The sequence below is a fragment of the Delftia sp. RIT313 genome (genome assembly GCF_000632165.1).
GTDB classification, from domain to species: Bacteria; Pseudomonadota; Gammaproteobacteria; order Burkholderiales; family Burkholderiaceae_C; genus Comamonas; species Comamonas acidovorans.
Genome location: NZ_JFYT01000079.1, coordinates 111,327 through 132,795, shown reverse-complemented (window position 1 = coordinate 132,795; position 21,469 = coordinate 111,327). Strand labels below are relative to the sequence as shown.

General features: G+C 68.1%; 18 protein-coding genes. 9 read left to right on the top strand and 9 right to left on the bottom strand.

What is annotated here, in order from left to right; genetic code table 11:
- Window positions 1-13 precede the first annotated feature (13 nt).
- The 5 genes from BW39_RS23760 to BW39_RS23780 all read left to right on the top strand — a co-directional run bounded on the left by BW39_RS23760 (window position 14) and on the right by BW39_RS23780 (window position 5,418).
- The gene (locus BW39_RS23760) at window positions 14-760 is read left to right on the top strand and encodes a sterol desaturase family protein (protein ID WP_043824659.1); all 747 of its coding nucleotides are present in this window, start codon (window positions 14-16) and stop codon (window positions 758-760) included.
- The gene (locus tag BW39_RS23765) at window positions 757-1,692 is read left to right on the top strand and encodes a fatty acid desaturase (RefSeq protein WP_043824661.1); all 936 of its coding nucleotides are present in this window, start codon (window positions 757-759) and stop codon (window positions 1,690-1,692) included. Before BW39_RS23760 ends, BW39_RS23765 begins: the two co-directional genes overlap by 4 nt.
- 15 nt (window positions 1,693-1,707) lie before the next feature.
- A complete protein-coding gene (locus tag BW39_RS23770; protein WP_043824663.1) occupies window positions 1,708-3,669 on the top strand; it encodes a StlD/DarB family beta-ketosynthase in 1,962 nt (653 codons plus the stop codon).
- Window positions 3,669-4,646 carry a DUF6999 family protein gene (locus tag BW39_RS23775; protein ID WP_043824665.1) on the top strand — a complete coding sequence of 326 codons (978 nt, stop codon included), beginning with the start codon at window positions 3,669-3,671 and terminating at the stop codon, window positions 4,644-4,646. Before BW39_RS23770 ends, BW39_RS23775 begins: the two co-directional genes overlap by 1 nt.
- Before the next feature lie 235 nt (window positions 4,647-4,881).
- Window positions 4,882-5,418: a Crp/Fnr family transcriptional regulator gene (locus BW39_RS23780; RefSeq protein WP_043824666.1), complete on the top strand. Its 537-nt coding sequence runs from the start codon at window positions 4,882-4,884 to the stop codon at window positions 5,416-5,418.
- Here the strand turns inward: BW39_RS23780 and BW39_RS23785 are convergent.
- The 8 genes from BW39_RS23785 to BW39_RS23820 form a co-directional block, all read right to left on the bottom strand.
- A complete protein-coding gene (locus tag BW39_RS23785; RefSeq protein ID WP_043824666.1) occupies window positions 5,353-5,889 on the bottom strand; it encodes a Crp/Fnr family transcriptional regulator in 537 nt (178 codons plus the stop codon). The two genes, BW39_RS23780 and BW39_RS23785, sit on opposite strands and share 66 nt — an antisense overlap.
- 235 nt (window positions 5,890-6,124) lie before the next feature.
- Window positions 6,125-7,102 carry a DUF6999 family protein gene (locus BW39_RS23790; RefSeq protein WP_043824665.1) on the bottom strand — a complete coding sequence of 326 codons (978 nt, stop codon included), beginning with the start codon at window positions 7,100-7,102 and terminating at the stop codon, window positions 6,125-6,127.
- Complete coding sequence (locus tag BW39_RS23795; RefSeq protein WP_043824663.1) at window positions 7,102-9,063, bottom strand: StlD/DarB family beta-ketosynthase; 1,962 nt, start codon at window positions 9,061-9,063, stop codon at window positions 7,102-7,104. The genes BW39_RS23790 and BW39_RS23795 overlap by 1 nt, the downstream gene beginning before the upstream one ends.
- Window positions 9,064-9,078: 15 nt before the next feature.
- A complete protein-coding gene (locus tag BW39_RS23800) occupies window positions 9,079-10,014 on the bottom strand; it encodes a fatty acid desaturase (RefSeq protein WP_043824661.1) in 936 nt (311 codons plus the stop codon).
- Entirely contained in the window at window positions 10,011-10,757 is a 747-nt protein-coding gene (locus BW39_RS23805; RefSeq protein ID WP_043824659.1) for a sterol desaturase family protein, read from the bottom strand. Before BW39_RS23805 ends, BW39_RS23800 begins: the two co-directional genes overlap by 4 nt.
- 19 nt (window positions 10,758-10,776) lie before the next feature.
- Window positions 10,777-11,769 (bottom strand): Bug family tripartite tricarboxylate transporter substrate binding protein, encoded by a 993-nt coding sequence (locus tag BW39_RS23810; RefSeq protein WP_034390683.1) that lies wholly within the window; start codon window positions 11,767-11,769, stop codon window positions 10,777-10,779.
- 97 nt (window positions 11,770-11,866) lie between these two features.
- Window positions 11,867-12,811, bottom strand: coding sequence for an RNA polymerase sigma factor RpoH (gene rpoH, locus BW39_RS23815; protein ID WP_012203622.1), 945 nt, complete (start codon window positions 12,809-12,811; stop codon window positions 11,867-11,869).
- A 186-nt stretch (window positions 12,812-12,997) separates the two neighbouring features.
- Window positions 12,998-13,786 carry an IclR family transcriptional regulator gene (locus BW39_RS23820; protein WP_043824657.1) on the bottom strand — a complete coding sequence of 263 codons (789 nt, stop codon included), beginning with the start codon at window positions 13,784-13,786 and terminating at the stop codon, window positions 12,998-13,000.
- 276 nt (window positions 13,787-14,062) lie between these two features.
- Between BW39_RS23820 and BW39_RS23825 the strand changes: the two genes are divergently transcribed.
- From BW39_RS23825 to BW39_RS23840, 4 genes are all read left to right on the top strand, one after another.
- Window positions 14,063-15,040 (top strand): tripartite tricarboxylate transporter substrate binding protein, encoded by a 978-nt coding sequence (locus tag BW39_RS23825; protein WP_043824656.1) that lies wholly within the window; start codon window positions 14,063-14,065, stop codon window positions 15,038-15,040.
- 33 nt (window positions 15,041-15,073) lie between these two features.
- A complete protein-coding gene (locus BW39_RS23830; protein WP_043824655.1) occupies window positions 15,074-15,865 on the top strand; it encodes an enoyl-CoA hydratase/isomerase family protein in 792 nt (263 codons plus the stop codon).
- Window positions 15,866-15,869: 4 nt separating this feature from the next.
- The gene (locus tag BW39_RS23835; protein WP_043824654.1) at window positions 15,870-17,972 is read left to right on the top strand and encodes an acetate--CoA ligase family protein; all 2,103 of its coding nucleotides are present in this window, start codon (window positions 15,870-15,872) and stop codon (window positions 17,970-17,972) included.
- A gap of 73 nt (window positions 17,973-18,045) precedes the next feature.
- Window positions 18,046-19,383, top strand: a complete 1,338-nt coding sequence (locus BW39_RS23840; RefSeq protein ID WP_043824652.1) for an MmgE/PrpD family protein — start codon at window positions 18,046-18,048, stop codon at window positions 19,381-19,383.
- Between the two features lie 35 nt (window positions 19,384-19,418).
- On the opposite strand, the gene acs is transcribed toward BW39_RS23840, so the two are convergent.
- Window positions 19,419-21,401: an acetate--CoA ligase gene (gene acs, locus BW39_RS23845; RefSeq protein ID WP_043824651.1), complete on the bottom strand. Its 1,983-nt coding sequence runs from the start codon at window positions 21,399-21,401 to the stop codon at window positions 19,419-19,421.
- Window positions 21,402-21,469 lie beyond the last annotated feature (68 nt).

The following is a 21,469-nucleotide window of genomic DNA, read 5'->3' as shown; positions in this document are numbered from 1 at the left end:
CGATCACACTGCCATGACCGCTGCCCAAGCCTTCACCGAACTCAACGCCTGGCAGGTCATGGCCTGGGGCCTGCTCTTCTTCGGCGTGCTGTACACGGCCGGCGGCTGGGGCATGACGGCGCTCACGCGCTGGCTGCAGCGGCGCGGCGTGGGCCGCGTGCTGGACACGCGCCCGCTCAAGCCCGACCAGTTGCGCCGCGAATGGCGCCAGTCGCTGCATTCGGTGCTGATCTTCGGCATCGGCATGATCGTGCCCTGGGGCCTTCTGCAACTGGGCTGGGCGCGGCTGGAGCCCGATGCAGGCCCCTGGCGCATTGCCGTCGAAATCGTGGTGCTGCTGATCTGGAACGATGTGCATTTCTGGATCAACCACCGCCTGCTGCATACGCGGCTGCTGGGGCGCTTTCATGGTGACCACCACCGCTCCATCGTCACCACGCCGTGGTCCACCTACAGCTTCCATCCCATCGAGGCGCTGATGCTGGGCAACGTCATCCTGCTGCCCATGGTGGTGCATGACTTCAGTTTCTGGTCGCTGGCCTCGGTGCCGGTACTCAGCCTGCTGCTGAACGTCATAGGCCACTCCAACTACGACTTCTTTCCCGGGGTGTCCGACACGCATGCGCTGGCCGCCAGCCGGCGCCACCATCTGCACCATGCCCGGCCCAATGGCAACTACGGCTTTGCGCTGGCCTTCATGGACCGGCTGATGCGCACGCGCGTGGCACTGCCCGCCACGGCACGGCCCAGGACGGAATGAGCCGACCGCCTGCTCGCCACGTCCAGCCACGGCTGCCCCGGCTGCGCCACTGGCGCGACCTGCAGTCGCTGGCCTATCTGGTGGCGCTGCCGCTGATCGTGTGGTGGCAGTGGCAGCATGGCTGGAACCTGTGGCTCTACGGGATCGAGCTGTTCCTCACGCTGGGCGTGGGCGTCATCCATCACAACCACACGCATTTGCGCATGTGGCGCGGGCGCTGGGCCAACCGCTTCACCGACTACTGGCTGACCCTGCTGCAGGGCCACCCGACCTTTGTGTTCTGGCCCGCCCATGTGGCCAACCACCACCGCTTCCGCCACGGCCCGCGCGACATGGCACGCACCTACCGCTTCGGCGGCGACCACAACCATCTGCTGGGCTACCTGCTCCACCCGCTGCAGGCCGGCTGGGTGCTGTACCCGCTGTTCCTGCGCTGGCTGGGCCAGCTGCGGCGGCATTGGCCCGGCGCCTTTCGCTACTGCATGGGCCAGTACCTGCTGTGGCTGGGCAGTTGGGCACTGCTGCTGTCGCTGGATTGGCAAAAGGCCTTGCTGCTGGTGATCGTTGCCCAGCTGCATGGCCTGCACTGGCTGCTGGCCACCAACTACCTGCAGCACGCCCATGCCGATGGCCGGCCGCTGACGCGCGGCCAGCGGCTGGACAGCGCCACGCCACTGAACTACGCGCGCAATTTCGAGGGCTGGGTCAATCCGCTGCTGTTCAACATCGGCCTGCACACGGCCCACCACGAGCGGCCCCAGGCCCACTGGTCCGAGCTCACGCGCCTGCACAGCGAACACTACCGCCAGCGCGTGGCCCCTGCGCTCAACGAAGGCGGACTGCTACCCTACATGGCCCGCGTCTTCGTGCTCGGCACGGTCTGGCCGCCGGCGCGCACGCGTGCGCAAATGCCTCCCGGAACATACGACTGATACGACCCTGAACCCATGCCCGTCGCCTATTCCAACGTCTATCTGCATGCCGCAGGCATGTTCCTGCCCGGTGAACCCGTGGACAACGCAGGCATGGATGCCTACGTGGCGCCGCTCAACCGCCTGTCCGAGCGCCTCAAGCGCCGCATCCTGGCCGAGAACGGCATTGTCCAGCGCCACTACGCCATAGACGCCGAAGGCCGCACCGTCCACAGCAACACGGCCATGGCCGCCCAGGCCATCCATGACTGCCTGGCGCAGGCCGGGCGTGCGCTGGGCGATGTCGGCTTCCTGGCCAGCGGCTCGTCGGGCGGCGATGCGCTCATGCCCGGCTTTGCCAACATGATCCAGGGCGAGATGGCCGCGCCGCCCATGGAGACCCTGTCCGTGCACGGCGTCTGCGCCGCCAGCGTGGGCGCGCTGCAGGCGGCGGCCCAGGCCGTGGACCGCGCGCCCGACTCGCTGGCCCTGGCCGTGGCCAGCGAAATGCCCTCGCGCCTGTTCAAGCGCTCGCGCTTCGCGGCCCAGGGATACAACACGGATTTCGACGCCCACTTCCTGCGCTGGATGCTGTCCGATGGCGCAGGCGCCGTGCTGCTGGGCGGCCCTCAGGCCCTGCCCCAGGCGCCGGGCCTGCGCCTGAAGCTGCGCTGGACGCACCTGCGCAGCTTTGCCGGCGACTACCCGGTCTGCATGCAGCTGGGCCTGACGCCCGACCGCGCCACCAGCCACCTGGACTTTGCCGCCTGGGGCGATGCCGAGGCCGCAGGCGCGCTGTCGCTGCGCCAGGACATCCGCCTGCTGCCGCACCTGTTCGATGTCTGCATCCACGAATACGCCCACCTGGCCCACACGGGCTGGGTGCCCGAGCGCGGCATCGACCATTTCCTGTGCCACTACTCGTCCGAGCGCTTCATCCCCGTGGTCGATGAGCTGCTGGGCAAGGCCCAGCTCGGCATCCCGCGCGAGCGCTGGTGGAGCAACCTGGCCTGGCGTGGCAACACGGGCGCGGCCTCCATCTTCGTGATGCTGTCCGAGTTCCTGCGCACGCAATCGGCACGCCTGAAGCACGGCGACACCGTGCTGTGCTTCATTCCCGAATCGGGCCGCTTCACGGCCGGCTACATGCTGCTGGAAGTGGAGGATGCGGCCCAGGCTCCCACCGCCACCCCGGCCAAGGCCACAGCACGCAGTGCCACCGCCGAAGCTCCCGCTGCCCCGGACCTGCTGCCCGATGTCTCCACCATCGCCCCGCCCCACGACCCGAACCAGGCCCCGGCCACGCTGGCGCCGCTGCTGACCGAACTGGCCAGCCTCTGGCAGGACTACCGCTCGCGCGTGTGGCGCACGCCGCTGCTGCAGCGCATACGCACAGGCAGGCTGCAGACGGCGGACTACGTGCGCTGGATGAGCCACTGGGTTCCCCAGGTGCGCGAGGGCAGCCTGTGGATGCGCGAGGGCGCTGCCTCGCTGACCGGCGAGCACGCGGCGCTGGCCGCGCTGATCGACGTGCACGCGGGCGAGGAGCAGAACGACTTCCGCATCCTGCACGAGGACTACCTCAAGGCCGGCGGCACCGAGACCGACCTCACCCGCCTGCGCCGCAACCCCGGCGGCGAGGCGCTCAACGCCTACCTGCACGGCCTGGCCGCCACGCCCAATCCGATCGGCCTGCTGGGCGCCATCTACATCATCGAAGGCACGGGCCAGCGCATCGTGCCCAGCCTGCTGCCGCTGCTGCGCGCCAGCCTGCCGCTGCCGCCCGATGCCTTCCGCTTCCTGGAATACCACGGAGCCAACGACGAACACCACCTGGAGCGCTGGCTCATAGCCGTGCAGATGGTGATGGCGCTGGACGGCACAGACGACACAGACGGCAGCGGGGGCACGGCGGCGCAGGCCATCGTGCGCACCGCGCGCCACACGGCGGCGCTGTACCTGATGCAGTTCGAGCATGTCCTGCCCGAGGAGCACTGATGCAACCACCAGACTTCATCGAACCGCCCCACGACGAGCGCGACCCCAGCCCCTGGCGCGCGCTGTACCTGGATCAGAGCACGCCGCTGCCCGACGACGTCAAGGCCGCCTGGCTGCGTGACTGCAGCAGCGGCTCGCGCCAGTACCTGCTGCCCTTCCTGCGGCCGCTGGCACGCACCAGCATCGTGCTCATCCAGATCCTCAAGGTGCTGCTGCCGCGCAACTGGGCGCACTCCAGGCTGCTGCACCGGCTGCTGGCATTCAGCATGAACCGCTTCGTCTCGCCCGAGGCCAACTGGCTGATCCTGCGCCATTTCCACCTGGGCTCGCAGATCCTGGCCTTTGTCGCGGCCAACGCGCCCACGCCCGTGTCCACCACACCGCTGGAGCCGGACAGCATCGACGACATCAAGGACGACCTGTTCCTCAGGCACGACCTGAACCTGTTCAACTTCGTCATCCGCCTTAACAACGCGCTGCGCGCCGCAGGCCAGGAACTGCAGCCCGTGGCCGAGCCCGACTTCGCCATGCTGCGCAACCCGCCCCTGCGCCTTGAGGACATGCCGCGCGGGCGCCTGAACCTGCTGGACCTGCAAAGCGCCATCGAGGTCTACACGCCCGTCTACCAGCTGCTGCTGACCGACAACGACTTCTGGCGCGCCAGCAACTCGCTGCAGCTGGACGAGACCGTGGCCATCTATGCGGCCAAGATTCTCGCCTCGCCCGAGCACCTGGTCATGCTCAACAACAAGCACCCGCTGGTGCCCCTGTCCACCCTGCGCGCCGGCCACCGCCTGGTGCTGCACGGCCTGTCCACCGAAATGCTGCACTGCCTGCTGATGAAGGTCGCCAGCGGCGACATCCCGCTGCCCGCACGCGAGTTGGCACGCATGCGCGAGGCGGCACGCGCCCACGGCAGTGGCAGCAGTGACAGCAGCGGCAGCGCCAACAACGCCGACAGCACCGCAGCCGTCTGACCCAGGTCAAGAAACAGCGGCAGATGGCCGCCATCCCGCGCGAAACGCGTTACATCGCGTTGCATTCAACGGCATAGCCCGCTAGCCTGCACGGCTTCTCCCGGGGCGCGCCGCCCGGGTCCACTGCCGGTGCCCTGGGTGGCTGTCTGCCTGCCCAGGCTGCGGCGCATCCTAGCCTGCGTGCCCCATGCCATCGTCGTCCTCCACGCCTTCAGCGGTTCGCTGCAGCGAATGCATGCGTTCGTCCCATTGCCTGCTGGGCCAATTGCCCGCGCCCGCATTCCAGCAATGGCTGCCGCACATCCGCGAACGCGGCTTGGCAAAGGGCCAGAAGCTCCAGGCGCAGGGCAGCGTCGCCCGTGAATTCCAGGTGATCAAGATCGGCTTCGTCCTGGCCATCCGCCGTGGCGGCGACGGCGTGCAGCGGCCCGTGGCGCTGTTCGGCAACGGCCACGCGCTGGGCAGCCCGGGCTGGCTGCAGCAGCCCTCGGCCATGCACTTCGAGGCACTGGGCCCGGGGCGCATCTGCTGCGTGGACATCGCCACCATCACGCGCCGCGGCCTGGTCGATGCCGCCTTCGTGCGCGCGCTGGCTACCAGCTACACCTGCAACAACGCCCTGCTGGCGGAATGGGCCCACATCGTCCGCATCCCCGGCGTGCTGCGCCAGCTGGCCGCCACCCTGATGCAACTGGCCGCACTGCAGTCAAGCCTGCTCGTGCGCCTGCCCAGCCAGGGCGCCCTGGCTGGGCAGGCGCACGAGCAGGCTTGACTGCAGTGCGGCCAGTTGCATCAGGGTGGCGGCCAGCTGGCGCAGCACGCCGGGGATGCGGACGATGTGGGCCCATTCCGCCAGCAGGGCGTTGTTGCAGGTGTAGCTGGTAGCCAGCGCGCGCACGAAGGCGGCATCGACCAGGCCGCGGCGCGTGATGGTGGCGATGTCCACGCAGCAGATGCGCCCCGGGCCCAGTGCCTCGAAGTGCATGGCCGAGGGCTGCTGCAGCCAGCCCGGGCTGCCCAGCGCGTGGCCGTTGCCGAACAGCGCCACGGGCCGCTGCACGCCGTCGCCGCCACGGCGGATGGCCAGGACGAAGCCGATCTTGATCACCTGGAATTCACGGGCGACGCTGCCCTGCGCCTGGAGCTTCTGGCCCTTTGCCAAGCCGCGTTCGCGGATGTGCGGCAGCCATTGCTGGAATGCGGGCGCGGGCAATTGGCCCAGCAGGCAATGGGACGAACGCATGCATTCGCTGCAGCGAACCGCTGAAGGCGTGGAGGACGACGATGGCATGGGGCACGCAGGCTAGGATGCGCCGCAGCCTGGGCAGGCAGACAGCCACCCAGGGCACCGGCAGTGGACCCGGGCGGCGCGCCCCGGGAGAAGCCGTGCAGGCTAGCGGGCTATGCCGTTGAATGCAACGCGATGTAACGCGTTTCGCGCGGGATGGCGGCCATCTGCCGCTGTTTCTTGACCTGGGTCAGACGGCTGCGGTGCTGTCGGCGTTGTTGGCGCTGCCGCTGCTGTCACTGCTGCCACTGCCGTGGGCGCGTGCCGCCTCGCGCATGCGTGCCAACTCGCGTGCGGGCAGCGGGATGTCGCCGCTGGCGACCTTCATCAGCAGGCAGTGCAGCATTTCGGTGGACAGGCCGTGCAGCACCAGGCGGTGGCCGGCGCGCAGGGTGGACAGGGGCACCAGCGGGTGCTTGTTGTTGAGCATGACCAGGTGCTCGGGCGAGGCGAGAATCTTGGCCGCATAGATGGCCACGGTCTCGTCCAGCTGCAGCGAGTTGCTGGCGCGCCAGAAGTCGTTGTCGGTCAGCAGCAGCTGGTAGACGGGCGTGTAGACCTCGATGGCGCTTTGCAGGTCCAGCAGGTTCAGGCGCCCGCGCGGCATGTCCTCAAGGCGCAGGGGCGGGTTGCGCAGCATGGCGAAGTCGGGCTCGGCCACGGGCTGCAGTTCCTGGCCTGCGGCGCGCAGCGCGTTGTTAAGGCGGATGACGAAGTTGAACAGGTTCAGGTCGTGCCTGAGGAACAGGTCGTCCTTGATGTCGTCGATGCTGTCCGGCTCCAGCGGTGTGGTGGACACGGGCGTGGGCGCGTTGGCCGCGACAAAGGCCAGGATCTGCGAGCCCAGGTGGAAATGGCGCAGGATCAGCCAGTTGGCCTCGGGCGAGACGAAGCGGTTCATGCTGAATGCCAGCAGCCGGTGCAGCAGCCTGGAGTGCGCCCAGTTGCGCGGCAGCAGCACCTTGAGGATCTGGATGAGCACGATGCTGGTGCGTGCCAGCGGCCGCAGGAAGGGCAGCAGGTACTGGCGCGAGCCGCTGCTGCAGTCACGCAGCCAGGCGGCCTTGACGTCGTCGGGCAGCGGCGTGCTCTGATCCAGGTACAGCGCGCGCCAGGGGCTGGGGTCGCGCTCGTCGTGGGGCGGTTCGATGAAGTCTGGTGGTTGCATCAGTGCTCCTCGGGCAGGACATGCTCGAACTGCATCAGGTACAGCGCCGCCGTGTGGCGCGCGGTGCGCACGATGGCCTGCGCCGCCGTGCCCCCGCTGCCGTCTGTGTCGTCTGTGCCGTCCAGCGCCATCACCATCTGCACGGCTATGAGCCAGCGCTCCAGGTGGTGTTCGTCGTTGGCTCCGTGGTATTCCAGGAAGCGGAAGGCATCGGGCGGCAGCGGCAGGCTGGCGCGCAGCAGCGGCAGCAGGCTGGGCACGATGCGCTGGCCCGTGCCTTCGATGATGTAGATGGCGCCCAGCAGGCCGATCGGATTGGGCGTGGCGGCCAGGCCGTGCAGGTAGGCGTTGAGCGCCTCGCCGCCGGGGTTGCGGCGCAGGCGGGTGAGGTCGGTCTCGGTGCCGCCGGCCTTGAGGTAGTCCTCGTGCAGGATGCGGAAGTCGTTCTGCTCCTCGCCCGCGTGCACGTCGATCAGCGCGGCCAGCGCCGCGTGCTCGCCGGTCAGCGAGGCAGCGCCCTCGCGCATCCACAGGCTGCCCTCGCGCACCTGGGGAACCCAGTGGCTCATCCAGCGCACGTAGTCCGCCGTCTGCAGCCTGCCTGTGCGTATGCGCTGCAGCAGCGGCGTGCGCCACACGCGCGAGCGGTAGTCCTGCCAGAGGCTGGCCAGTTCGGTCAGCAGCGGCGCCAGCGTGGCCGGGGCCTGGTTCGGGTCGTGGGGCGGGGCGATGGTGGAGACATCGGGCAGCAGGTCCGGGGCAGCGGGAGCTTCGGCGGTGGCACTGCGTGCTGTGGCCTTGGCCGGGGTGGCGGTGGGAGCCTGGGCCGCATCCTCCACTTCCAGCAGCATGTAGCCGGCCGTGAAGCGGCCCGATTCGGGAATGAAGCACAGCACGGTGTCGCCGTGCTTCAGGCGTGCCGATTGCGTGCGCAGGAACTCGGACAGCATCACGAAGATGGAGGCCGCGCCCGTGTTGCCACGCCAGGCCAGGTTGCTCCACCAGCGCTCGCGCGGGATGCCGAGCTGGGCCTTGCCCAGCAGCTCATCGACCACGGGGATGAAGCGCTCGGACGAGTAGTGGCACAGGAAATGGTCGATGCCGCGCTCGGGCACCCAGCCCGTGTGGGCCAGGTGGGCGTATTCGTGGATGCAGACATCGAACAGGTGCGGCAGCAGGCGGATGTCCTGGCGCAGCGACAGCGCGCCTGCGGCCTCGGCATCGCCCCAGGCGGCAAAGTCCAGGTGGCTGGTGGCGCGGTCGGGCGTCAGGCCCAGCTGCATGCAGACCGGGTAGTCGCCGGCAAAGCTGCGCAGGTGCGTCCAGCGCAGCTTCAGGCGCAGGCCCGGCGCCTGGGGCAGGGCCTGAGGGCCGCCCAGCAGCACGGCGCCTGCGCCATCGGACAGCATCCAGCGCAGGAAGTGGGCGTCGAAATCCGTGTTGTATCCCTGGGCCGCGAAGCGCGAGCGCTTGAACAGGCGCGAGGGCATTTCGCTGGCCACGGCCAGGGCCAGCGAGTCGGGCGCGCGGTCCACGGCCTGGGCCGCCGCCTGCAGCGCGCCCACGCTGGCGGCGCAGACGCCGTGCACGGACAGGGTCTCCATGGGCGGCGCGGCCATCTCGCCCTGGATCATGTTGGCAAAGCCGGGCATGAGCGCATCGCCGCCCGACGAGCCGCTGGCCAGGAAGCCGACATCGCCCAGCGCACGCCCGGCCTGCGCCAGGCAGTCATGGATGGCCTGGGCGGCCATGGCCGTGTTGCTGTGGACGGTGCGGCCTTCGGCGTCTATGGCGTAGTGGCGCTGGACAATGCCGTTCTCGGCCAGGATGCGGCGCTTGAGGCGCTCGGACAGGCGGTTGAGCGGCGCCACGTAGGCATCCATGCCTGCGTTGTCCACGGGTTCACCGGGCAGGAACATGCCTGCGGCATGCAGATAGACGTTGGAATAGGCGACGGGCATGGGTTCAGGGTCGTATCAGTCGTATGTTCCGGGAGGCATTTGCGCACGCGTGCGCGCCGGCGGCCAGACCGTGCCGAGCACGAAGACGCGGGCCATGTAGGGTAGCAGTCCGCCTTCGTTGAGCGCAGGGGCCACGCGCTGGCGGTAGTGTTCGCTGTGCAGGCGCGTGAGCTCGGACCAGTGGGCCTGGGGCCGCTCGTGGTGGGCCGTGTGCAGGCCGATGTTGAACAGCAGCGGATTGACCCAGCCCTCGAAATTGCGCGCGTAGTTCAGTGGCGTGGCGCTGTCCAGCCGCTGGCCGCGCGTCAGCGGCCGGCCATCGGCATGGGCGTGCTGCAGGTAGTTGGTGGCCAGCAGCCAGTGCAGGCCATGCAGCTGGGCAACGATCACCAGCAGCAAGGCCTTTTGCCAATCCAGCGACAGCAGCAGTGCCCAACTGCCCAGCCACAGCAGGTACTGGCCCATGCAGTAGCGAAAGGCGCCGGGCCAATGCCGCCGCAGCTGGCCCAGCCAGCGCAGGAACAGCGGGTACAGCACCCAGCCGGCCTGCAGCGGGTGGAGCAGGTAGCCCAGCAGATGGTTGTGGTCGCCGCCGAAGCGGTAGGTGCGTGCCATGTCGCGCGGGCCGTGGCGGAAGCGGTGGTGGTTGGCCACATGGGCGGGCCAGAACACAAAGGTCGGGTGGCCCTGCAGCAGGGTCAGCCAGTAGTCGGTGAAGCGGTTGGCCCAGCGCCCGCGCCACATGCGCAAATGCGTGTGGTTGTGATGGATGACGCCCACGCCCAGCGTGAGGAACAGCTCGATCCCGTAGAGCCACAGGTTCCAGCCATGCTGCCACTGCCACCACACGATCAGCGGCAGCGCCACCAGATAGGCCAGCGACTGCAGGTCGCGCCAGTGGCGCAGCCGGGGCAGCCGTGGCTGGACGTGGCGAGCAGGCGGTCGGCTCATTCCGTCCTGGGCCGTGCCGTGGCGGGCAGTGCCACGCGCGTGCGCATCAGCCGGTCCATGAAGGCCAGCGCAAAGCCGTAGTTGCCATTGGGCCGGGCATGGTGCAGATGGTGGCGCCGGCTGGCGGCCAGCGCATGCGTGTCGGACACCCCGGGAAAGAAGTCGTAGTTGGAGTGGCCTATGACGTTCAGCAGCAGGCTGAGTACCGGCACCGAGGCCAGCGACCAGAAACTGAAGTCATGCACCACCATGGGCAGCAGGATGACGTTGCCCAGCATCAGCGCCTCGATGGGATGGAAGCTGTAGGTGGACCACGGCGTGGTGACGATGGAGCGGTGGTGGTCACCATGAAAGCGCCCCAGCAGCCGCGTATGCAGCAGGCGGTGGTTGATCCAGAAATGCACATCGTTCCAGATCAGCAGCACCACGATTTCGACGGCAATGCGCCAGGGGCCTGCATCGGGCTCCAGCCGCGCCCAGCCCAGTTGCAGAAGGCCCCAGGGCACGATCATGCCGATGCCGAAGATCAGCACCGAATGCAGCGACTGGCGCCATTCGCGGCGCAACTGGTCGGGCTTGAGCGGGCGCGTGTCCAGCACGCGGCCCACGCCGCGCCGCTGCAGCCAGCGCGTGAGCGCCGTCATGCCCCAGCCGCCGGCCGTGTACAGCACGCCGAAGAAGAGCAGGCCCCAGGCCATGACCTGCCAGGCGTTGAGTTCGGTGAAGGCTTGGGCAGCGGTCATGGCAGTGTGATCGAGCACGTCATTGCGCGTGGATTCCCTGTTCGCGGATGATGCGGCCCAGTGCCGTCACGTCCTGGCGTATGCGCAGGGCCAGGCCCTCGGGCGAGCTGCCGACAGCCTGCCAGCCCTGGGCGGCCAGGCGTGCACGCATCTCGGGCGAGCGCACGATCTCGCTGACCGCTTCGGCCAGCTTCTGCACATGGGCGGCGGGCATGGCCTTGGGCGCGGCCACGGCGTTCCAGATCTCCAGATCGAAATCCCCCACGCCCAGCTCCTTGAGGCTGGGCAGTCCCGGCGCCAGCGGGCTGCGCGCGGCCGAGGTCACGGCCACGCCGCGCAGCTTGCCGGCCTGCACCTGGGCCATGGCCAGCGCGGGCGGCAGCATGGACAGCTGCAGGTCGCCGCCCTGGATGGCGTTGAACACCTGCGGATAGCCGGGGTAGGGAATGTGTTCGGGCCTGAGCGCGGAGCGGCTCTTGAGCAGCTCCATGCCCAGGTGGCCCACCGTGCCCACGCCAGGGGAGCCGTAGCTCCAGCGGCTGCCGGCCTGGGCCGCGGCTTCCAGGAAGGCCCGGCCCTCGGGCGCGCCGGCCGGAGCCACCAGCACCAGGGGCGCCACGCCGATCAGGCTGACGGGCTGCAGGTCCTTCACAGGGTCGTAGCGCACGGCGGGGTTGAGCAGGCGGGCAATCGTCAGGTTGCCGTTGATCATCACGCTGAAGGTATGGCCGTCGCGCGCACGGGCCACCTGCTCGCCTGCGATGTTGCCGCCTGCGCCCACCTTGTTCTCGACGATGACGGGCTGGCCCAGGCGCTTTTCCAGCGGCTCGGCCAGTGCGCGCGCCGTGAGGTCCGGGGAAGATCCTGCGGGAAAGCCGACGATCAGGTGCAGCGGCTTGCTGGGCCAGTTGTCGCCCGCCACGGCAGCGCAAGGCAGCAGGGCCGAAGCCAGGGCGGTGGCCAAGGCATTGGCGAAGAGGCGGCGTAGTGGCGAGATGGCGCTGGCGGGCATGGGGTACGTGGGGGCCGCAAAGGCTGCGGGCAATAAAAAACCCGGAGATTATCCGGGTTTGTCGTGAAGCGGCCTGTCAGCCCAGGCCGTCAGGCCATCAGGCGAACTCGGCCAGGGCCTTCTTCATCTTCTTCATGGCAGCCACCTCGATCTGGCGGATGCGCTCGGCGCTGACACCGTAGACGGCGGCCAGCTCATGCAGCGTCATGCCGCCCGAGCCGTCGTCGTTGACCTTGAGCCAGCGCTCCTCGACGATGCGGCGGCTGCGGTCGTCCAGCGAATCCAGCGCCATGGCAATGCCGTCGGTGGCCAGGTGGTCGCGCTGGCGCGACTCGATCATGGCCGTGGGTTCGTGGGCGCCATCGGCCAGGTAGGCGATGGGGCCGAAGGCCTGCTCGCCATCGTCGCTGGGCGAGGGGTCCAGCAGCACGTCGCCACCGGCCAGGCGCGTTTCCATCTCCATGACTTCTTCGCGCTTGACGTTGAGCTTCTCGGCCACGGCGTCGATCTCGCCCGAGGTCAGCGTGTCACGCAGCATGGCGCCGTCCTCGGCCATGGCGGCGTCGGACTTCAGGCCCTGCTTCATGGAACGCAGGTTGAAGAACAGCTTGCGCTGGGCCTTGGTCGTGGCGACCTTGACCATGCGCCAGTTCTTGAGGATGTACTCGTGGATCTCGGCCTTGATCCAGTGCATGGCGTAGCTCACCAGGCGCACGTTCTGATCGGGGTCGAAGCGCTTGACGGCCTTCATCAGGCCCACGTTGCCTTCCTGGATCAGGTCGCCGTGCGGCAGGCCGTAACCCAGGTACTGGCGCGAGATGGACACCACCAGGCGCAGGTGGGACATCACCAGACGCCCTGCGGCGTCCAGATCGCTGTGTTCTTTGAGCTTGCGGGCGTAGTCCTGCTCTTCCTCAAGGGTGAGCATGGGCAGGCGGTTGACCGCGGAAATGTAGGCATCCAGATTGCCCAGAGGCGGCACCAGGGCCCAGGGGTTAGCGGGTGCCAAGGTGGTCGCAATGGAGCCGGAGGCGTTTGTCATTGCAGAGTTCCTTTCTTCCATTCCTTCATATTAGCACTCGTTATGACCGAGTGCTAAAGCCAAAGTTCCGTGGGTTTTTCAGACGGTTGCACTCATTTTTGGAGTGCCAAAAGTCGTTTGTGCCTAGTCTGAGCGATTTTTGGAAACCCTGCTTGCCAGCGGTGGGCGCATATTGCTGGGAGAGCATTACAGTTTTTCCAGCAGGCTTCCAATCTGCCGGCCCAGTTGCAGCAAGGCCGGGTGCAGCTCCTGCACGATGGCCGGCAAAGGCTCCGTGGTGGAGACGCTGCAGTTCAGGACATAGATGGCATCGGGTGTCACCAGCGGCGTGGCCAGCGCAACCACTTCCGGCTGCCACGATGCGGCGCAGAAGCCTTGGCTTTTAACGGACTTGATCGCCGCCTGGATCTGCTGCTCCAGCGCAGGCCATTGGGCGCCTCTCTTGAGCCTGAAGCTGTCGAGCAAGGCCTTGCGCCTGGCCGATGGCGCCGCTGCCAGGTAGGCGCGCCCCAGCGACGTCAGTTCCATGGGAACACGCTGCCCCGAGACCACATGCCTGAGCACGATCCGGCGGTTGTAGCGGATGGATTCCAGGTAGACCATCTCGTCCCTGTCGGGACATGCCAGGCCCACGTTGATCCGGCGTGTCTCGGCGAGGGTGCGCATCAGGGGCGCCGCAATCGACAGCACCGTCGAGCCCGTGCGCATGGCGTGCGCCAGGCTCAGGACCGCCGGGGCCAGGCGAAAGGCCCGGCTTGGGTGGTCGGCCTGCAGCATGCCGCAGCCCACCAGGGTCTGCGTCAGCCGGGTGACCGTGGCCTTGGACAGGCCGGTGCGTTCCGCCAGGTCGCTGTTGCCCAGCAGTTCCGAGCCGGGCCTGAACGCACGCAGTATTTCGACGCCTCTTTCCAGGGAGCGGTTGCTCGGGGACTGTCCCGGCTTGTCATGGAGGATGGGGGATCGCCTGTTCGTCATGCTGCTGCCGCTGGTGGGGGAACGCGCTTGCCCCGGTGTCGAAAGCTGTGTTCTTCCTGCCCGGGTACGGGCGCCTGATGGAAGCCAAGTATTCCACCGAATGCAAGGGAAATGCAGCCGCAGGCTCTGGCGCGCCCGCTTTGGAATTTCACTGGTTGGAATATGGGGGGTCACAAGTGCGGTGCGTTTCCCTAAGCTTTCACAAGCCAGTCGCCAGCGTCATCGCAACGCTGGCGCAGTGACCGGACCTCTGTCCATAGAACCAGGAGACACACCATGCCCAGTTTCGCCGCCCGCCGTTGTGCAAGGGCCATTGCGTTCATTGCCGTGCTCGCGACTGTCTGCAGCGCAGCATCTGCAGCCTTCCCGGAAAAGCCCGTGCGCCTCGTCGTGCCCTTTGCGCCAGGCGGTGGAACGGACCTGATCGCCCGCACGCTGGGGGCCGAGATGGCCAAGGACCTGGGCCAGCCCGTCATCGTGGACAACAAGCCCGGTGCCGGCACGATCATCGGCACCGACAACGTTGCCAAGAGTGCGCCGGACGGATATTCCTTGGTCGTGGCTTCGTTCGCGCACGCCGTCAATCCGGCGTTGCAGGCCAAGCTGCCGTACGGGAGCAACAAGGCCTTTGCTCCGGTGATCCTGATCGGCCGCGGCCCCAACGTGCTGGTGGTGCCCTCCGCCAGCCCGTACAAGACGGTGGCGGACGTGATGGCCGCCGCCAAGGCCAGTCCCGACAAGCTGACCTATGCCTCGCAGGGCGCCGGGACTTCGGCGCATCTGGCGGGTGAGCTGTTTGCCAACCTTGCCAAGGTCAGGCTCACCCATGTGCCCTACCGCGGCGCAGGCCCGGCGCTCACCGATCTCATGGGCGGGCAGGTGGACATGATGTTCGCCACGGCGGCTGCGGTGTCCACCTTCATCGACAACGGCAAGCTGCGCGTGCTGGGGGTCACCACGGTCGAGCCGTCTGCGGCCTTCAAGAACGTGCCACCCATCGCCGTCACCGTCCCGGGCTACCGCGTCGAGAGCTGGTACGGCCTGTACGCGCCGGCAGCCACACCTGCCGCCGTGATCGACCGCCTGAACGCCGCAGCCCGCAAGGCGGCCCGCTCGCCGGACTTCGTTCGCAAGCTGGAGCACGAGGGCCTGATGGTCAATGCCGGACCTGCGGCGGAACTGGACACCTATGTGCAGGCCGAGGAAAAGCGCTGGGCGCAGATCGTCAAGCAAAACAACATCCATCCCGATTGATCGCACTGGCTGCGATCGCTTTCAAAGCACTCCATGAACTACGAACTGATCCAACTGAATGTCGCCGATGCGGTGGCAACCGTGACCCTGAACCGCCCCGACAAGCGCAACGCCATGAGTGACGACATGCGCACCGAGTTCATCGATGCCCTGGAGCGCGTGGCGGCAGACAAGGCCATCAAGGCCCTGGTGCTGACAGGCGCGGGCAAGGGATTTTGCGCAGGCGGGGACATTGCCGGAATGCAAAGGCGCATGAATGCTCCCGCGGGCGAGGTGGGCTTCAACGGCTGGCAGCGCCAGCAGCGCGTGCACCATGTCCAGGCCCTGCTGCACACCATGCCCAAGCCCGTGATCGCCGCCGTCAACGGCGCAGCGTCGGGCCTGGGGGCAGACACGGCGCTGGCCTGCGACTTCGTGATCGCCAGCGAATGGGCCAGCTTCGCGTGGAGCTATGTGCTGCGCGGCATCATCCCGGACGGCGGCGGCATGTACTTCCTGCCGCGCCGTGTGGGCCTGGCCAAGGCCAAGGAGCTGATCTTCACGGGCCGCCAGGTCAAGCTGCCGGAAGCCCTGGCCCTGGGCATCGTGGACCGCCAGGCCAGTGCCGAGACCTTGGTGGCAGACGCCCAGGCCTGGGCGCGCGAGCTGTCCTCGGCTTCTTCCACCGCGCTGGCCTTGACCAAGACCATCCTGAACCAGAGCTTCGAGCTGTCTTCGCACGATGTCTTCGCCCAGGGTAGCCAGGCCCAGGGCATCTGCTACACCAGCAGTGAACACCGCGCATCGGTGGAGGCCTTCCTGGCCAAGACGGCCGGCAAGGAGTGATGCCATGAGCGAAGCCATTGCCAAGCTGCTGTCGCCGCGCAGCGTCGCCGTCATAGGCGCCTCCGCCGACCTGAAAAAGACCACGGGCCGCCCGGTGGCCTACCTGCAAAAGCACGGGTTTGCCGGCCGCATTCTTCCCGTCAATCCGCGCGTGGAGCGCATCGGCGATCTGCCCTGCTATCCCGATGTGGCCTCGTTGCCTGAAGTGCCTGATGTGGCCGTGGTGCTGCTTGGCGCCGAGCGTGCGCACCAGGCCGTCAGGGAGCTGTCGGCGCTGGGCTGCGCGGCAGCCATCGTGCTGGCCAGCGGCTACACGGAAACGGGCGAGGACGGGGCGCACCGCCAGCGGCAGCTGATCGAGGCGGCCGGCAGCATGCGCCTGCTGGGGCCCAACACCATCGGGCTGGTCAACCTGACCGACCGGATCGTGCTGTCGCCCTCGGGCGCGCTGGAGATGGACGAGTTCCCCGTCGGAGGCATCGGCGTCGTCTCGCAAAGCGGCGGCATCCTGGGCTCGCTGCTGTCGCGTGCCGCCGCGCGTGGCATCGGCCTGTCCAAGCTCATCTCCACCAGCAACGAAGTGGATCTGGAACTGGCCGACTTCATAGACCACCTGGCCGATGACCCGGCCACCAAGGTGATCGCGCTGTATGTGGAGACGGTGCGCCATCCCGCCAGGTTCCGTGCCGCCTGCCTGAAGGCCGCGCGTGCCGGCAAGCCCGTGGTGGCCTTCAAGATCGGCCGCTCCGAGGCCGGCGCCAAGGCCGCCGTATCGCACACGGGCGCCATGGCCGGTGCGGATCGCATGTACGACGCGCTGTTCCGGCAGGTCGGCGTGATCCGTGCGCAAAGCTTTGCCGACCTGCTGGACGTGCCCGCTGCGCTGGCCACGGGCCGCAGGCTGCGTGGCAGGCGCATCGCCATCCTGACTTCCACCGGCGGTGCGGGCACCCTGGTGTCGGACGATCTGGGCGTGGCCGGATTCGACACGCCGGCCCCTGACCAGGCGACGGCCGACGCACTGCGCGCGCTGCAGACCGGCAGCGAGGCCGTGCTGGACCGCAACCCCATCGACGTGACCCTGGCGGGCCTGCGTCCCGACCTGCTGCGCGGCGCCATCCATGCCTTGCTGGCAAGCCCCAGCTACGACGCGCTGGTGATCATCGTCGGCTCCTCCAGCCTGGCCATGCCCGAGCTGCTGGCCGGTGCCATCCAGGACTGCCTGCCCCACTCCGACAAGCCGGTGCTGGCCTACGTCAGCCCGCATGCGCCGGAGATCGGCGCGCTGCTCACGCAACGCGGCGTGCCGGCCTTCGCTGCGGCGGAAAGCTGCACGGCCGCGCTGGCGGGCATGCTGCACGTCAACGGCTTCCAGGGTGCGCCTTCCGAGCCGGTCGTCGGCAAGGACACCCTGCAGGAACCGGATCTGCCCGTTGGCTGCCTCGATGAAGCGCAGGCCAAGGCCGTTTTCCGCCGTTTCGGCGTGCCGTGCGCGGCCGAGCGTGTGGTGTGCACCGCCGAAGAGGCCGAAGCCGCCGCGCGCGAACTGGGCGGCCGGGTGGTGCTCAAGATCCTTTCGTCCCGGATCACGCACAAGAGCGATGTGGGCGGTGTCGCCGTCGGCCTGACTGCGCAAACCATAGGTGCCCGGTGGGGCGCGATGGTGGACGACGTGCAGGCCAGGGCGGGCGTGCGCCCGGACCGGTTCCTGGTGCAGCAGATGGTGGCCGGCGGCATCGAGCTGATTCTTGGCCTGCACAAGGATGCGCTGGGCACCGCCGTGATGCTGGGCATGGGAGGCGTGACGGCCGAGCTGTTCCAGGACACCACGCTGCGGTTGCTGCCGGACGACGGCTCACAGCTGGGGGTACTGAGCCTGTCTGACGCGCTGGAGATGGCCAGGGAGCTCAAGACCTGGCCGCTGCTGGACGGCTTTCGCGGCCGGCCCAGGGCCGATGTCGATGCGCTGGCCCATGCCATCGTCGCGTTCTCTGCAATGGCCGCCCGGCTTGGCGACCGCGTGATCGAAGCGGAGATCAACCCGGTGTTCGTGCTGCCGCAGGGCCAGGGCGTGTGCGCTGCCGATGGTGTGCTGGTTCTGGCCTGAGGGCGCCAGGTACTGCACATTTCTTCCAAAAAAAAAGACTGCCTCATTGAGGGCCAATCCAAGGAGACCACGCATGCATGCGACCGAAGTGTTCGGGCAGTTTGCCGCTCAATACCACCGTACCGAGCTTCCCGAAGCCGTCATCCACCATGCCAAGCGTGCCGTGATCGACTGGTATGCCGCTTTGTTCCCGGGGCTGGGCGCGGCCCCTCTTGCACAGTTGGAGCAGGTGCTTGCCGAGGATCTGGACCGCGGGTCCTGCCGGCTTGGAAACGGCCGCATGACCACGGCGCGGGCGGCGGCACTGTTCAACGGTTCGGCGGCCCATGCCGCCGAGGTGGACGACAGCTTCCGCGATGCCATGTACCACCCCGGGGCCGCAACCATTGCGGCGGCGTTGGCGGCAAGCCAGCAGGCAGGGGCGAGGGGCCTGGACTTCCTGCGTGCCGTGGTGCTGGGCTATGAGGTCTCCACCCGCATTGGCGTGACCCTGGGCCGGGCCCACTACCGCTTCTGGCACAACACCGGCACCGTGGGCGTCTTCGGGGCAGCGGCGGCCGCAGGGTATGCGCTGCGGCTGGATGCGGGGCAATTCGCCCATGCACTGGCCACGGCGGCCACCTTCTCTGCCGGGTTGCAGCAGGCATTTCGCATGGATTCGATGTCCAAGCCCTTGCATGCCGGGCGCGCAGCGGAGGCCGGCCTGCTGGCCGCGCAGCTTGCGCACCAGGGGGTGACGGGATCGCTGGACGTGCTGGATGGAGAGCTGGGCCTGGGCCGCGCAGTCAGCGACGGACCCGACTGGTCAGACATCGGTGCGACGCTGGGCAGGGACTTCCACATCACCCGGCTCACCTTCAAGAACCACGTCGGCTGCGGCCATACGTTCGCCGCCATCGACGCCGCGCTGGCCTTGCGCAGCCAGCATGCCCTGCGGGCGGACGACATCTGCAGCGTGGCCGTGGCCACCTATGGCCCGGCCCTGGATATCGCCTGCTACACCGATCCTGCGACGGAAAACGAAGCCCGCTTCAGTCTTCGTTTCGTGGTGGCCACGGCCCTGGTCCATGGCAGCGTGCGGCTTTCGGCGTACACCCCGGAGCGCCTGGCCGATCCCGCCGTTCGCGCATTGCTTGGGCGTGTCCAGGTGGCCGTGGACCCGCAAATCGACCGGGCCTTTCCGGGAAAGAGATCGGCGCGCGTGGAGATCGTCAACAGGGATGGCCGCTGCCATGGCTGGTTCCAGCCGGACCGCAAGGGCGATCCCGAGCTGCCGTTGTCGGATGGGGAGCTGGAGGACAAGTTCATCGAGCTTGCCGCGCCCGTCGCTGGCGAGGGACGTGCCCGGCAACTGCTTTCCAACATCTGGGAGCTTGAACGGGCGGGCTGCCTTGCAGGCCTCGCGGCCTGACAGGGCTGCATCGCTTGTGGATTGCAGCCTGGCCTTCAGCAGGCCTGTGACAGCTGCTCCAGGATCGCCGGGTTCTCCAGGGTGGAGGTGTCCTGCACGATGGGCTCGCCGCGTGCAATGCTGCGCAGCAATCGCCGCATGATCTTGCCGCTGCGGGTCTTGGGCAGGTTGTCTCCGAACCGGATGTCCCTGGGCTTGGCGATCGGCCCGATCTCCTTGGCCACCCACTCCCGCAGCAGCCTGGCGATGTCGGCCGCCTCGGCGCCGCTGGGCCGCGAACGCTTGAGGACGACGAAGGCGCATATGGCCTCTCCCGTCGTGTCATCGGGCCGCCCCACGACGGCGGCCTCCGCCACCAGGTCGGTCATGGCCACCAGGGCGGACTCGATCTCCATCGTGCCCATGCGGTGACCGCTGACGTTGAGCACATCGTCGATGCGGCCGGTGATGGTGAAGTAGCCGGTGCGCGCATCGCGGACCGCACCGTCTCCCGCCAGGTAGTAGCGGCCCTTGAATTCTTCGGGAAAGTAGCTGGCGACAAACCGCTCGGGATGGCCCCAGATGTTCCTGATCATGGAGGGCCAGGGGCGCTTGATCACCAGGATGCCGCTGTCGCCCCAGGGCAGCTCGTTGCCGGCCTCGTCCACCACGGCGGCGGCAATGCCCGGGAAGGCCAGCGTGCAGGAGCCGGGCACCAGGTCCGTGGCTCCGGGCAGCGGCGTGATCATGTGCCCGCCCGTCTCCGTCTGCCAGAACGTATCGACGATGGGGCAGCGGCACCTGCCCACCTGCTCGTGGTACCAGTGCCAGGCGGCGGGATTGATAGGCTCGCCCACGGACCCCAGGATGCGCAGGCTGCCCAGGTCGTAGCGCGCGGGATGCACCTGCGCATCGGCGTCGGCGGCCTTGATCAGCGAGCGAATGGCCGTGGGCGCCGTGTAGAAGACCGTCACCCCATGGGCCTCGATCATTTTCCAGAAGCGTCCCGCGTCCGGGTAGGTGGGCACGCCCTCGAACACCACCTGCGTGGCGCCCAGCGCCAGCGGGCCGTAGGCGATATAGGTATGGCCGGTCACCCATCCGATGTCCGCCGTACACCAGAAGATGTCGGAGGGCTGCAGGTCGAAGGTCCAGGCGCAGGTCACGGCGGCATGCAGCAGATAGCCTCCCGTGGCGTGCTGGACGCCCTTGGGGGTTCCGGTGGAGCCCGAGGTGTACAGCAGGAACAGCGGATGCTCGGCCGGCACCCATTCCGGTTCGCAGACATCGCTCTGGGCTGCGGTGATTTCTTCAAGCCACAGGTCCCGGGGCTGGTGCATGGCGATGGCGGCGCCCGTGCGCCGTGCCACCAGCACGTGGCGGACCTGCTCGCAGCCGGACTGGGCCAGGGCCTCGTCCACGATGCTCTTGAGGGGCAATTGCCGTCCTCCCCGCACTTGCTGGTCTGCCGTGATGACGGCGCAGGCACCCGTGTCCGCAATGCGGTCGCGCAGCGCCGTGGCGGAGAAGCCGCCGAACACCACGCAGTGAATGGCACCTATGCGTGCACAGGCCTGCATGGCGGCCACGCCGTCAATCGACATGGCCATGTAGATGACGACGCGGTCGCCCTTGCCGACGCCCAGGCTGCGCAGGGCGTTGGCCAGGCGATTGACCCTGGCGAGAAGCTGCGCATAGGTCACCTGCGTCACCGCGCCGTCATCGGCTTCGAAAATGAGGGCCGTGCGCTCGCCCAACCCCCGCTGGATGTTGCGCTCCAGGCAGTTCCAGCTGGCGTTGAGCGTGCCGTCATTGAACCATTCGTAGAACGGGGCGCGGCTTTCATCGAGCACGCGCGTGAACGGGTGCTTCCACGCGACGAACTCGCGCGCGAGCCGGCCCCAGAACGCCTGGGGGTCGGCGTCCGCCTCCGCGACGAGCCGGTCATAGGCGGCGCGCCCGCTCACGCGCGCATTGCGGGCCAGCTCTGCAGATGGGGGATAGGACGGTGCAAGGGACGGTGCAAGGTCTTGGCTCATGGTGGTTGTCTCCTGGGTCTAGAAATCAAGGGGCACGAAGCCGGTGCAAAAAGCTCAGGCGCAAAGGC